The following is a 13325-nucleotide window of genomic DNA, read 5'->3' as shown; positions in this document are numbered from 1 at the left end:
GTGGGCGTCGTTATACCGCGATTCGGCCGCACAAAAGCGTAAGTATATATCGTACACAGTCTAGGGGAGGTTATGGTGGATAGAGTAACCAAAGGACTACTCAGGACCTACGTTGAGGCTGCGGGGCTCGGGGATCGTGACGAGAGTCAACAGTTTGAGCGTTTCGTTGCACATATAGTTTTGTCGAAGTTGTTCGGAGGAAGCTTCTCGGCTGATGACTTCTGCGTTGGCGACGGTGTCCAGGGTATTGACACTGCTGCGCTCGCGGTGAATGGCAGCTTGATTAGTGATATCTCAGAACTCGAGGAAGTGCTCTCAGATGAGGGCCCTGTTCTAGCGGAGTTCGTCTTCGTTCAAGCTAAGACATCGGCGAAATTTGAACTCGGCGATCTGAGTATTTTTGCCGACGCTTGCGAGTCGCTCGTCACCTCTGAAGATTCTTCCATTTTGCCGGAATTCTCGGAAATGCTTGACTTGCTGTGGGAGAATTCTGATCGTTTCATTGAGAATCCGGTCGTGCGACTTTATTACATCTCCAGCGGGAAATGGGAGGCCCCTGGTCCATTACAGAAGAAGATTGCCCAGACAAAGAAAACTCTGCTCGACTCCAATCTGATATCACGAGTGGAGTTCAGCGCCTGGGGGGCCAGTGATGTGCAAACGAACTGGAGGGCGATCGACCGCGGGCTAAAAACCACCATACTCTTCGAGAGTAAGACAACCCTGCCTGAAATGCCGCAGATCGAGGAGGCGTTCCTAGGGATTCTCCCTGCCGTTGAGTTGTTGAAACTTGTTACCGATGAGGACAAGGAGATCCGAAAAGCGCTGTTCTACGACAATGTACGCGACTTTCAAGGAGACGTGGATGTCAACGCTGATATTCGAAAGACACTCAGGTCCGGTGATCGAAAGCGGTTTTGCGTATTAAACAATGGCGTGACGGTCGTTTCGAGGATTCTCAAGACGACCGGAAATCGGTTTACTCTGGAAGACTATCAGGTAGTTAACGGCTGTCCAACAAGCCATGTTCTCCACGCCGAGAGGGAGCGCCTGGATGGCGTGTACGTGCCATTCCGTCTGATTGTCACGGCGGATGATGCAGTAGCGAAATCGATTACAACTGCTACGAATCAGCAAACGCAAGTAAGTAAAGAGAACCTTCTCGCGCTACTGGACGAGCAGAAGGCGATCGAGCAGTACTTCAACACATATAAGTCCGACGACGGGCATCGCATATACTACGAGCGCAGATCCAAGCAGTGGGTCGGCTCGCAACAAGTCCGTGGAGCATGGCGTGTTATAACTCTTCGCAACCTGCTCCAATCCTATGCCGCCATGTATCAGAAAATCCCACACACGGCTGCTCGCTACTACACGGATCTTCGCGACCGCGCGAGAAGCGAAGTTTTCACCGCTACAAATCATCCGGCATACTTCTATTCGGCTGCATATGCCTACTGCAAACTCGATCAGTTCTTTCGCAATGAGCAGATTGACCGTAGGTTCAAGCCCGCACGCTACCATCTTCTTGCCGGTATTCGAACGGCGTTCACTGGAACGCGAGAAGTTGATAAGGTGGCAAGCAAAGAAGCGATAGCCGAGAGAGCGCTGGCTTCGTTCAATAAATTCTTGTGGGATGACAAGAAGTACCTGGGTGCGCTACTTGAAGTGGCGGCGGTAGTGGATGAAGCTGCTGAAGGAAATATTACTCGAGATTTCGGTCGCAATAGGGAACAAACCGAGGCACTGCTGGACGCTGTTCTCGCTAAGGTGAAGCTGAAATCGCTATCGGAATGATTATGGGGCACTTGGCTTTTCGATCACCATGGGACGGTGCCTTCGGCGTCGAAGTATCCGCCGGTAGGGCCGTCTTTGTCGATTCGGGCCATGCGCACGATGATTTCGGCGCCCCGCTCGACGGTTTGCGTGCCGGTTCCGGCGTTGAGGTCGGTGCTGGTGAATCCGGGCTCCACGGCGTTGATCCGCATGGTGGGGAACGCGTTTGCGTAGCGCAGGGTGATGGCGTTGACGGCGGTCTTGGATGCCGGGTAGGCGATGCCGGGGTAGGCGTGTGCCGCTGTGCCTTCGATGGAGGCCCGGGTCAGGGATGCCAGCCCACTGCTGACGTTGACCACCACCGCGGCGGCGGAGCGCTGCAGCAGTGGCAGAAACGCGTGCAGTACGCGGACCATGCCGAAAACGTTGGTCTCGAACGTCTTTCGCATCAACTCCGCGGTCACCTCGCCAGCGCCGACAATGGCGTCGGGGGCCGTCCATTCCGGCGCGATGCCGGCATTGTTGACCAGCACGTCGAGCCCACCGTCTGCCTCGATGGTCTCGGCTGCGGCAAGTACAGACGCATCGTCGGTGACATCGAGCTGAACGGCCCGCGCGCCCAACTGTTCGGCGGCGCTGCGACCGCGGTCGACATCCCGGCTGCCGATGTAGACGGTATGGCCCGCCGCAACGAGTCGGCGGGCTGTCTCGTAGCCGAGCCCCTTGTTGGCCCCGGTGATCAATGTTGTTGTCATACCGCGACGTTAGAATTTAGAGCGTGCTCGAAGTCAAACCGCAATCGAGACCCGAATCCGCCCAATCGAATCCGCAGGTCGGCGTGAGCATCGCCGAGGCCGCCCGCCGCACCGGGGTCAGTGTGCACACGCTGCGCTATTACGAACGCGCCGGTCTGGTCGTCACCACCATCGACAGGACTTCCAGCGGTCGTCGCCGGTACCGGCAACTCGATCTGGATTGGATCACCGTATGCACGAAGCTGCGGGCTACCGGCATGCCCATCAAGACCATCCGGCGCTATGCACAGCTCGTCGCCACCGGCCACGGTAATGAGCAGCAACGACTGGACCTGCTCGAAGCCCACCGCGCCGATGTGATCGCGAAACTTACCGAGCTTCGAGAAAACCTCGAGCTCATCGACCACAAACTCGCTGTCTATCGAGGTCGGCTCGACGCGGGCGACGCCGATCGACTCTGGGCGATTCCACCAGACGCCCGTTGAGCAGCTTCGGACAGCACAATGGCCCCTCGGAAACGATCGGTACAACGCATGCTCATCGGCATGACAGTGTGGTTGAGGCCCAGCGCAGCTCGGTCGGCCAACGTCAGGCCCGGTGATCGATGTCAGGGGGTCGAGTTCAGAAGCGGATCCGCGTCTGAGAAGGAGTCAGGAAGCACATATATCGCTGCTCGTAGAGACTCTGTTGAGCGCCTATCCGGCGTCCAGGCGGGGGCTCGGTCGTTCTGTCGGCGCCGCCACTGGCCGGTTCGGTCGGCGCGCCATGCGGCAGATGAGTGCGTTCGTGGCGCCGAATTGCCGGGTCGCCGGTCCGATGATCGGCTCATCCGAAATGCACTTGATCTTGGCGTGGAGTCTGATCTACCGTCCACTTCGCGTTGATCGCGCACTCCGGGTGTGACGGTCGCTCGCCGCTGAACGGAGGTTGTCATGCACAAGCTGATGGTCCTGTATCCCGAGCCCGCAGATCCCGACCACTTCCGCGACTACTACGTGAACAATCACCTCCCGCTGGTCGCGCGCATGCCCGGCCTGCTCGCGTATCGCTACAGCTTCGAAGTGGCGGCGACGCAGGGACAGACGCCGTACTTCGCGGTTTTCGAGGCCGAGTTCGCTGACGCTGCGGCAATGACCGCGGCGAGGGAGTCCCCGCAGGGCCGGCAGGTAACTGCCGATGTCGCCAACTACGCCACCGGTGGTGCGGTCGTCATCCACTATCCGGTGCAGAACGGCACCTGCTGAGGGCAGCACGGCGACGACCTGTACGGATCTCGCCCGTTGCTGGGCTTTGCGACCGGCCGACAGCGTCGGGCATACACCGATCCGCTGCGCGAGTACTTCGGCTCCTCGCCCGAAGTCCGAGTCCGCTCGACCGCACGACATGTCACGAGGCACAAGAAAAACTGCCGTTGAGTTCATGCCCGAGATGAGCTGGAACTCAACGGCTTTCGTATTTACTCGCCAATGATCGGAACACCGGCCCGCGATAGCGCCGGCCGCGTAGAGCTTCGCTGCGCGACCGGCTGTCCGGGGGTCAGGCGGCGAGGAAGTCGTCGATCTGGCCGATCGCGGCGCTGGCGCCCTCGATGATGCCCATCTCCAGGACCTTTTGCAGCCCTTCCGCGGTTTCGTAGGTGCTCGCGTATACGGCGCGGGTTCGGCCGTCTTGTTCGGTGAACGTGTAAAGGTTCTGGGAGACAGGCAGATCCGTGTTCGGGTTGAAATCCAGGTCGGCGAATCCATCCTCGAACGAGAAGCTGTGCGGCTCGTCGACGGCCGTGACTTTCCAGTAGCCGGCGAACTTCTCGCCCTCCGGGCTGGTCATGAAGTAGGTCACCAGGCCGCCGGGGGTGAGGTTGTGGTCGACGACGGTTGCCGGGTATGTCGGTGGGCCCCAGATCTTTTCCAGCTGACGCGGGTCGGCGTAGATCTGCCAGATCCGCTGCACCGCGGCGGCGAATTCGGCGGTGATGGTCAGGGTGCGGGAGTCCAGGTCGTGCTGGACGTCGATGACGGGCATTGTTACTCCTTCTGACTGTGGCGCGGTGGGGGGTCGGATGCGATCAGCTCGTCGATGCGCGCGATGCGGCCACGCCAGACTTGCTCCAATTCGCTGAGCATGGACGCCACCGATCGCACTGCCGTCACGTCGCCGCTGGCCAACTGCTCGCGACCGTCGCGCCGCTTGCTGAGCAGGCCGGCCCTCTCCAGGACGGCGACGTGCTTCTGCACTGCCGCGAAGCTCATGTCGTACTTCGCGGCGAGAGCGGAGACCGAATGCTCTCCGGCCAGCACCCGGCGCATGATGTCGCGCCGGGTGCGGTCGGCGAGCGCGTGGAACAGAGCGTCGGCCCTGTCCTCCTCGTCCGACTCGGTCACGGGAATAATATACAACCAATCGGTTGTAGGTTGTCAAGAGTCGCCGCATCTACCAGGGCAATGCCGCCTCGCCTCGCCCCGGGCTCCGGGCGCAGCGCGGCCACGTCACTCCGATCGATGCGCACACCGCAGCCGCACGACTACCGTTGCGGATTGCGTCCCTTCCCAAAGCGCGACAACCGTTTCCGTGATCAAGCCCTATGAGTCGGGACCGCTGGATGTCGGCGACGGCAATCGGATCCAGTGGAACCAGGGGGAACTCGCCCCAGTCCGGCCCGATGCCGAACTAGAGATCATCGACGACTCGGGACACACCGGCAGCCCCGCAATGACATCCGCCACCCTCGGCTCAGCGGGAAATCCCCACTCACACAAGCTCATCCGATCGTGAATCCGTAGCCGACGGCGCCGGGCCGGGAGTTCAGCTCGCGCAGGATGCCCGCGATACCGGAGTACCAGAACAGGTGGGCGGGCGTGAGCGGGGTGATGACCGACATGAGTCCGACGATCCCGGTCCCCTGGTAGGCGGGGGCGCCCGAATCGCCTACGAGCGAAGCGGTGCCGGACTCCAGGACGTTGTTGGCGATCACCGCGAGGGTGCCTGTGGTGGTGCCGCTGATCTGGCCGTACTTGGTCATTCGCCGGCCGACCACCGGCGTAGCGAAGTGATCGAGTTTCGCACCGTTCGGCGCCACGGCCGAGACGCGCACACCTCGGTCCAGCGCGATAACTGCCCAGTCGTCGGAACCGTCGGACTGTAGTGGCGCCCATTTCGAGCTCCAGGTGGCGTAGTGGCCGATCTTCCCGATGCCGAGCGCATAGACCGTCTCGCCGCCGCCGAGCATGCAGTGTCCGGCCGTGAGCGCAACCGCGTTGCCGTGAGCGTCGTGGCCGGCGGTGGTGATGGTGCACAGCCCGATCGAGGTTCCGGGGCCGACCGCTGGTTCGTTGCTTCTCGCGTTCGCGGCGCCGATTCCCGGCCCGGTCAGTGTGATTGCTGCGGCGATCGCCGCGATCGATCGTCTCACGGTAGCTCCTGATGCAGATTTCACCTGGCGGGGCAGAGGTCCCTCCGAGCCTGCCGGAAGATCCCGCTGCCGTTACGTCGAACCTGTGGCGCTTCCTGTCGACCAGTCTTTCACGTGATCCGTGCGGCGGACGCTCACCGGGCGGTTGACACGGCGATCCGGCGACAACGAGGTCACGAGCTCATTTTCGGCACAGGACGCGGAACCTGCGGCCGATGCGGTCCGACGGCGGATAATCGTCCAGGAACAACTGTCAACCCGCATTGCCGAGTAACACCACGTCCTTCGGGAGTTCGGTAATCCGGTCCCTCCGCCGACGCCCGCCGCTCCTCGAAGGCCTACCAGTTCCCCGAGGAAAGCGAGGATTGCAGATGTCCACTCATCAGGCTGTTCACGTCCGATCCGCCGGTGAGGCGCTGAAACTGGCCGATGTCGATACGACGTCACCGGCTCGCGATCATGTGCGCATCAAAGTGGCGGCGTGCGGGGTCTGCGGTACCGACCGGGCGTTCGTCGGTGGCGGATTTCCGGGGCTGTCCTGGCCGCTGACGCCGGGGCACGAGATCGCCGGAACCATCGCCGAAGTCGGGGCGGGGGTGGACAACTTCGCCGTCGGCGACCGGGTCGCGGTGGGCTGGTTCGGCGGCAACTGTGCCGTATGCGTTCCGTGCCGCAAGGGCGACTTCATCCACTGCGCGAATATGCAGGTCCCCAGCTGGCACTACCCCGGCGGATACGCCGAGTCGGTGACGGTGCCGTCCAACGCACTGGCCCGCATCCCGGACGGCCTTTCGCTGCCGGAGGCCGCGCCGATGGGCTGTGCCGGAGTCACCACCTTCCACGCGCTTCGCGAGAGCAGGGCGACGCCCGGCGACCGCGTCGCGATCCTGGGCATCGGCGGGCTCGGGCACCTCGGCGTCCAGTTCGCTCGTGCGATGGGCTTCGAGACGATCGCGATCGCTCGCGGAGCGGGTAAGGCCGAGGATGCCCGTGAGCTGGGCGCCCACCACTACATCGATTCGAATGCCGAGGACGTCGGCGACGCCTTGCGCCGACTGGGCGGTGCGGCCGTCGTCCTCGGCACCGCGGCCAGCAGCAAGGCCATGGCCCAGACGGTCGGCGGACTCACGCCGCGCGGTGAACTGATCACCATCGGCGTCACGGCAGACCCACTGCCGATCAGCCCGATGCAGTTGATCACCGCGGGACTGAGCATTGTCGGCCACCCGTCCGGAACCGCCCGCGATGTCGAGGAAACGATGCACTTCGCGGTCCGATCCGGCGTGCGGGCCCGAACCCAGGAACTTCCGTTGGAGCGGGCCGCCGAAGCCTATGCGGATATGGAACAGGGACGCGCCCGCTACCGCATGGTCCTCACGATGTGACCCGATCAGGCACATCCGACCCCTGAGCTGACGCAGGGTTCCGCCCCGGCGGTATCACGAAACCCGTTCAGCGAAAAGGTAATACGCAAGCATTGGTTTCGCCGAGGCGGAAGGTATCGGGCACATCCGCCCGGAACTGCAGCCGGGTTCCGCGCTCGGCGAGATCACGAAACCCGTTCAGCGAGAAGGCAATATGCGTCCGGTGGTTTCGCCGAGAGTGAGGGTTGTGCCGTCGGCCCCGGCGGCTCGGGCTCGGAGGGTTACTTCGTCGTTGTCCCGGAGGAACGAGATTTCGGTGCCGTCGGACAGGGACAGGGGTTCGGTTCCGCCCCAAGTGATTTCGAGGAAGGAGCCGCGTTGGTCGGGCCGGGGACCGGAGATGGTGCCGCTGGCGAAGAAGTCGCCCGGACGCAGGCCTGCGCCGTTGACGGTCATGTGGGCGAGCATCTGGGCCGCGGTCCAGTAGGTCGTGGCGTAGGGGGCGGTGGAGACCACTTCACCGTTGAGGACGACATCGACCTCGATGTCGAAAGCCCAGGCGGGAGTGGCGGAGTCGTCCAGGTAGGGAGCCAGGGGTGTGTCTCGTGGCGGCGGGGCGGTGCGCGCCCGGTCGAGCGCGGCCAGGGGAGTCACCCAGACGGATATCGAGGTGGCGAAGGATTTGGCCAGGAACGGGCCCAGAGGGACGTATTCGAAGGCCTGGATGTCGCGGGCGGACCAGTCGTTGGTGAGGGTCAGGCCGAAGATGTGGTCGTCGGCGTCGGTCAGTGGCACTTGCCCTTGCGGGACAGCCGATCCCAGGACGAAACCCATCTCCACCTCGATGTCCAAGCGACGGCTCGGCCCGAAGGTGGGTGTCCCATCGGGTTCGGGGCGAAGCCCTTTCGGGCGCGGGATTTCCGTGCCGCTGGGGACGATGGTGCCCGCTCGGCCGTGGTAGCCGATGGGGAGATGCTTCCAGTTCGGGGTCAGCGGCGGCTGTCCGGGACGGAAGATCCGGCCGACGTTGGCGGCGTGGAACTCGTTGCCGTAGAAGTCGACGTAGTCGGCGACGGTGAACGGCAGGTGCAGCATTACCTCCGACAGCGGAATCGCCTCGGCAACAACGGTTTCGGCTACAGTGGCATCGGTCAGAGCCCGGACGACACCGGTACGGACCCGATCCCAGGCCGCCCGGTCACGGGTGAGCAGCGTGTCGAGATTGGCGGCATTCGTGGCCGCGACGTCATCGGGCGCGGCACCGGCGTGGCCCAGCAGCGCAGCCACACCCAAGACGTGATCACCCAGGCGCACACCGAGTTTCGGGCCGGACTCGGCGGTCGAGAACGATCCGTACGGCAGATGGTTGATGTCGAAGCCTGCGGTCGCCAGGCGTTCGGCGGCGGTCATCGGGTCACCTCTCCACGAGTTCGCTTGTTCATACGCTCCGGATCGTTCGCGCTCACTCGATCGTCCGTCCGGCCCACGCCCAGGCATAGCCGCCGTCGTCGCTCGCGGTGGCGGCCTCACCGAGGTCGAGCGGGCGGAACGTATCGACCATCACCGCCAGCTCGTCGACCTGCTGCACGCCGATCGACGCCTCCATCGCGCCCGGCTGCGGCCCGTGCGCGTGGCCGCCGGGATGCAGCGACACCGAGCCGCTCCCGATACCGGAGCCCTTGCGGGCCGCGTAATCGCCGCCGACGTAGAACATGACCTCGTCGGAGTCGACATTGGAGTGGTAGTAGGGCACCGGGATCGACAGCGGGTGGTAATCCACCTTGCGGGGCACGAACGCGCAGACCACGAAATTCTCACCCTCGAAGACCTGGTGGACCGGCGGCGGCTGGTGGACTTTGCCGGTGATCGGCATGAAATCCTCGACGTTGAACGTGTACGGGTAGAGGCAGCCGTCCCAGCCCACGACGTCGAACGGGTGATCGGCATAGGTGAAGCGGGTACCGACGATCCCGTCCGCGCCGCGATGCTTCATCAGCACCTCGACATCGGTACCGTCGACGAGCAGCGGCTGCCGGGGCCCGTACAGGTCGCGCTCGCAGTACGGCGCGTGCTCCAGCAGCTGCCCGAAACGCGACAGGTAGCGCTTCGGCGGCGCGATGTGGCTGTTGCCCTCGATCGGGTACAACCGGCTCGGCCCCTCGGCGGTATCGGGCACCCACCGATGCGTGGTCGCCCGCGGAATGATGACGAAATCTCCTGTACGATAAGCTAATACGCCGAACACCGTCTCGACGACCCCCTGTCCGGACTCGACGTAGACACATTCGTCGCCGATCGCGTTGCGGTAGTACGGCGACGCCACGCCGGCCACCACGTAGCCGATCCGCACATCGCCGTTGCCCAGGACGAGCCGCCGGCCCGTGACCGCATCGATCCCGGCGGCCGCGCCGACGTCGAACAGATCGTGCAGCCGCAGGTGACGGGGTTTCATCGGATGGTTCGGCCGGGTGGACTGGTCCCCCAGGTCCCAGACCTCACTGCCCACGATCGCCGAGGGGATCGTGCGGTGATACAGCAGCGAGGAGTCGGAGGTGAACCCCTCCTCACCCATCAGCTCCTCGTATCGGAGCGCACCCGCGCTGTCCCGGAATTGCGTGTGCCGCTTGCCCGGTACGTCCCCCACGCGTCGGTAGTACGCCATAGCTCACCTCGATGCTCGACAGAATGTGTTCTATAAACGGTCATAAGATGACCTATTATCGACCATACTGCGCTAGAGTGTGACCCATGTCAATCCCGAAGCTGTTTGCCGCCCTCGTCGACGATGCCGCGATCTATCCGCCGGGATCGCTGCCGCTGCCCGAGGCCGTCATCGCCCATGCCGCACATCGGAATTCGCGCCCGCAAGCGCTCGTGGGCCCATTCGTGCTCGGAACCGGCGACGTCGCGGCCGCCGCACGGCTGGCGACGCCCGAGGTGTTTCCCGAACCCCTGCCGGTCAGCATCGTGGTCCCGACCCCGGACGCTGTGGCCGAAACGATCGGCACGGCTGGCGGGCATCGCGTGGCGGTGCGGGCGCTGGAGGTCAAACTGGACCGATCACGGCCACTGACTCCGCAGGTCGACGCCATCGCGAAGCACGATCGCCGGGACATCACGACGTATGTCGAAGTGCCGCGCCCGACTCATCCGGAGTGGCCCGAAGTCCTCGCCGCCGTCGCCGCGAACGGCCTGCGGTTGAAATTCCGCACCGGCGGCACCCAGGCCGACGCGTTCCCGGACGAGTCCGAACTGGCGACCTGGATCGGCGACGCCGCGCGCCATGACACACCGTTCAAATGCACTGCGGGACTGCACAATGCGCTCCGGCACACCGACGCGGCAACCGGATTCGAGCAGCACGGTTTCCTCAACGTGCTGGGTGCCGCACGCGCCGCACTCGCCGACGCCGAAAACGACACGCTCACAGCGCTTCTCGCCGAACGGAATCCCGCAACGCTCGCCGGCGCACTCGGCGATACCGCCGACGCGACCCCCAGAACGCTGTTCATCTCCTACGGCTCGTGCAGCGTCGTGGAACCCTACGAGGACCTGGCCGCACTCGGACTGCTCGACGACTGAACATCTCGACCACTACCGGATAACTCGACGCTCGACCTCCCCCGGCGAGCGACCGTGCTCGAACTACTCGCCCGTCGAACAACCGGTACGACCCGACCACGTCGACGCCGGACCACCGTCCCGACCGCGACCGAAGCCGAGCAGCCGATCCACCGCCCCGAGGACCGAAGATCGCGCGAACGGACGGAGAGAGAACAATGGCCCCCGTGACACGGGCAGAACCGAACGATGGTGCGCAGACGCTGGAACGCGGCCTGGCGGTACTGGTCGAGCTGAGCCGTCATCCCGACGGTCTGACCACCGCACAGGTCGTCACGGCGTGCGGACTGCATCGCTCCATCACCACACGATTGCTGACCTCGTTGCAGCGCACCGGTTTCGCCGTGCGCGACGACGCCGGGGCCTACCGGATCGGCCCGGCGGTATCGGATCTGCTGGGCCTGGCCCGCCCGCGGCTGCGCGAGGTGGCCCAGCCCGTTCTCGAACGCCTGGCCCGCACGGTCGACGCGACCGCATCACTGGTGGAGGTGGCCGAGGGATACGCGGTCACCACCCTGGTCGCCGAACCGCCGAGCTACGGCCCGCGATTCTCCTATCGACTCGGCAATCGCGATCCGCTCGATCGCGGCGCGGGCGGGGTCGCCGCCCTCGCCGCCGGACCGCCCCAACCGGGTGAGCCCGATCGGGTCGCGACCGCGCGTGCGCAGGGCTTCGTCGTAACCCACGGTGAACTCAACGCCGGGGCGCACGCCATCGCCGCGCCCTTGCCCGGATGGGGCGGGCTCGCGGCGATCAACATCGTCACGAATCACGAGGACACCGTCCGCAACGCACGGCAGCCGCTGCTGGACGCGGTTCGGGAGATCGGCGCGTTCACCGGGTGATGCGACCTCCCGGCCGGAGATCTCGCTCGAGATCCCTCGCCGGAAACACCTGGTATTTCGACGGGCACCCCCGAGAACACACCCGCCGAGAGCGACATCAAGGGCGCGGTAAGAGCCGGTTCACCCCCACACGCCATGCGCCGGGACACGTCCACTGGGAAATACGGCCGCCGGACCGGGTGCCCCCTCACGAACGCCCGGTCCGGATCCGGTGACAACCGGTTCAGTCCACCGCCAGCTCGATCCCCTTGGTCTCCCGCACGAACAGCGCCGCCGCGAGGGTGAGGACAGCGCAGAACACGAAGTAGCCCGCGGGCGCGAGACTATTGCGGGTGACGTCGATCAGCCACGTCGCGATGAACGGCGCGGTGCCGCCCAGCAGCATGTTCGTGATGTTGTTGCCCAATGCCAGACCGCTGTAGCGGACCGATGCCTTGAGCATCTCGACATAGCTCACATATGAGGCCGCGTTGACCACCGACACCGCGATGAAGAGCACCGATTGCCCGAATATCGCCTGCCACACACTGCCGCCGGCCATCAGCATGAACATCGGCACACCGAGCACCACACCGGCCACACTGCCGCCGATCAGCACCGGCCGACGGCCGTAGCGGTCGGCCGCGGCGCCGGCGATGGGCAGCGTGGCGACGCCGAGAACCAGCGCCAGCGAGGTGGACAGGAACGCCACCGAGGACGACTGATGACCGCTCTTCTGCAGATACGTCGCGGCGTACACCGACGCGATGTAGTAACCGCCGGTGATGAAGGCGCCCAGGAACACGATCTTCACCAGCGGCCCGCCGGAACTGCGCAGCAGTTCCATGATCGGCACCTTCTTGGTCTCCCCCTTCTTGGCCATCTCGTCGAACTGCGGCGTCTCCTCCATACTGTTGCGGATCCAGATGCCCACCCCGCCGATCAGCAGGCTCAGCAGGAACGGGATACGCCACGCCCAGTGCAGGATCTCGTCCTTGGTGAACAGCGAGGTCATCGCGAGCGCGATCAGTGACGCGACGAGCGAGCCGAGGTAGGTCCCGGAGTTGACCATCGCGGTATAGGTGGCGCGCCGGTGGGTCGGCGCGGACTCGGAGACGAAGGCGTTCGCACCGCCGAGTTCGCCGCCCGCCGCGAAACCCTGCAGGCAGCGCGCCAGGACCAGGGCCACCGTGGCCCAGATGCCCAGCGTCAGGTAGGTGGGCATCAATCCCATCAGCGCGGTGGCGGCCACCATCAGCAGGATGGTCCAGGACAGCGCGCGCTTGCGCCCGTACTTGTCGCCGACGTGGCCGAAGATGATGCCGCCCGGCACCCGCAGGAAGAAGGCCACGGCGAAGGTCGCGAAGGTGCCCAGCAGCGCCGCGGTGTCATCGCCCTTGGCGAAGAACAGCGCGGCGATGGTGGTCGCCATATAACCGTAGATACCGAAGTCGTAGTACTCGACGACAGTGCCGACCACGGCCGCGCGAACGACCTTGGCGATCGACTTACCTTGTCCGGCAGTGGATTCGGCGTCCGACGACGATGTGGGGGTGTCGATTCCGTGCATGAGATA

13 protein-coding genes are annotated in these 13325 nt (G+C 64.3%); 6 read left to right on the top strand and 7 right to left on the bottom strand.

The features are described from left to right. The first annotated feature begins 72 nt into the window (after positions 1-72). Positions 73-1797 (top strand): AIPR family protein, encoded by a 1725-nt coding sequence (locus tag AC5WS7_RS28780; RefSeq protein ID WP_495957719.1) that lies wholly within the window; start codon positions 73-75, stop codon positions 1795-1797. Positions 1798-1820: 23 nt separating this feature from the next. Here AC5WS7_RS28780 and AC5WS7_RS28775 read toward each other — a convergent pair whose 3' ends face one another. Next, on the bottom strand, positions 1821-2531 hold the full coding sequence (locus tag AC5WS7_RS28775) for an SDR family NAD(P)-dependent oxidoreductase (RefSeq protein WP_495957718.1): 711 nt from the start codon (positions 2529-2531) through the stop codon (positions 1821-1823). A 23-nt stretch (positions 2532-2554) separates the two neighbouring features. Here AC5WS7_RS28775 and AC5WS7_RS28770 point away from each other — a divergent pair, with 23 nt between their 5' ends. After that, on the top strand, positions 2555-3016 hold the full coding sequence (locus AC5WS7_RS28770; RefSeq protein ID WP_495957717.1) for a MerR family transcriptional regulator: 462 nt from the start codon (positions 2555-2557) through the stop codon (positions 3014-3016). A 447-nt stretch (positions 3017-3463) separates the two neighbouring features. Continuing rightward, positions 3464-3775 carry an EthD family reductase gene (locus tag AC5WS7_RS28765; protein ID WP_495957716.1) on the top strand — a complete coding sequence of 104 codons (312 nt, stop codon included), beginning with the start codon at positions 3464-3466 and terminating at the stop codon, positions 3773-3775. Positions 3776-4067: 292 nt separating this feature from the next. Here AC5WS7_RS28765 and AC5WS7_RS28760 read toward each other — a convergent pair whose 3' ends face one another. The 3 genes from AC5WS7_RS28760 to AC5WS7_RS28750 form a co-directional block, all read right to left on the bottom strand. Continuing rightward, positions 4068-4553 carry an SRPBCC family protein gene (locus tag AC5WS7_RS28760; RefSeq protein ID WP_495957715.1) on the bottom strand — a complete coding sequence of 162 codons (486 nt, stop codon included), beginning with the start codon at positions 4551-4553 and terminating at the stop codon, positions 4068-4070. A gap of 2 nt (positions 4554-4555) precedes the next feature. Then, entirely contained in the window at positions 4556-4912 is a 357-nt protein-coding gene (locus AC5WS7_RS28755; protein WP_495957714.1) for an ArsR/SmtB family transcription factor, read from the bottom strand. 377 nt (positions 4913-5289) lie between these two features. Further along, entirely contained in the window at positions 5290-5940 is a 651-nt protein-coding gene (locus tag AC5WS7_RS28750) for a chymotrypsin family serine protease (protein ID WP_495957713.1), read from the bottom strand. 371 nt (positions 5941-6311) lie between these two features. Between AC5WS7_RS28750 and AC5WS7_RS28745 the strand changes: the two genes are divergently transcribed. Further along, positions 6312-7325: an alcohol dehydrogenase catalytic domain-containing protein gene (locus AC5WS7_RS28745; RefSeq protein WP_495957712.1), complete on the top strand. Its 1014-nt coding sequence runs from the start codon at positions 6312-6314 to the stop codon at positions 7323-7325. 177 nt (positions 7326-7502) lie between these two features. On the opposite strand, the gene fahA is transcribed toward AC5WS7_RS28745, so the two are convergent. Both fahA and AC5WS7_RS28735 read right to left on the bottom strand, forming a co-directional pair. Beyond that, positions 7503-8714 (bottom strand): fumarylacetoacetase, encoded by a 1212-nt coding sequence (fahA, locus tag AC5WS7_RS28740; RefSeq protein ID WP_495957711.1) that lies wholly within the window; start codon positions 8712-8714, stop codon positions 7503-7505. A 52-nt stretch (positions 8715-8766) separates the two neighbouring features. Next, positions 8767-9966 (bottom strand): homogentisate 1,2-dioxygenase, encoded by a 1200-nt coding sequence (locus tag AC5WS7_RS28735; RefSeq protein ID WP_495957710.1) that lies wholly within the window; start codon positions 9964-9966, stop codon positions 8767-8769. 86 nt (positions 9967-10052) lie between these two features. Between AC5WS7_RS28735 and AC5WS7_RS28730 the strand changes: the two genes are divergently transcribed. Both AC5WS7_RS28730 and AC5WS7_RS28725 read left to right on the top strand, forming a co-directional pair. Further along, positions 10053-10886, top strand: a complete 834-nt coding sequence (locus AC5WS7_RS28730) for a hypothetical protein (protein WP_495957709.1) — start codon at positions 10053-10055, stop codon at positions 10884-10886. Between the two features lie 206 nt (positions 10887-11092). Beyond that, on the top strand, positions 11093-11770 hold the full coding sequence (locus AC5WS7_RS28725; RefSeq protein WP_495957708.1) for an IclR family transcriptional regulator: 678 nt from the start codon (positions 11093-11095) through the stop codon (positions 11768-11770). Positions 11771-11993: 223 nt separating this feature from the next. Here the strand turns inward: AC5WS7_RS28725 and AC5WS7_RS28720 are convergent, their stop codons facing one another. Then, positions 11994-13319, bottom strand: a complete 1326-nt coding sequence (locus tag AC5WS7_RS28720; protein ID WP_495957707.1) for an MFS transporter — start codon at positions 13317-13319, stop codon at positions 11994-11996. Positions 13320-13325: the final 6 nt, after the last annotated feature.

The sequence above is a fragment of the Nocardia sp. PLKS1-43 genome, from assembly GCF_059510335.1.
The sequence above is the reverse complement of the archived record's forward strand: the minus strand, read 5'-3'. Positions and strand labels throughout refer to the sequence as shown.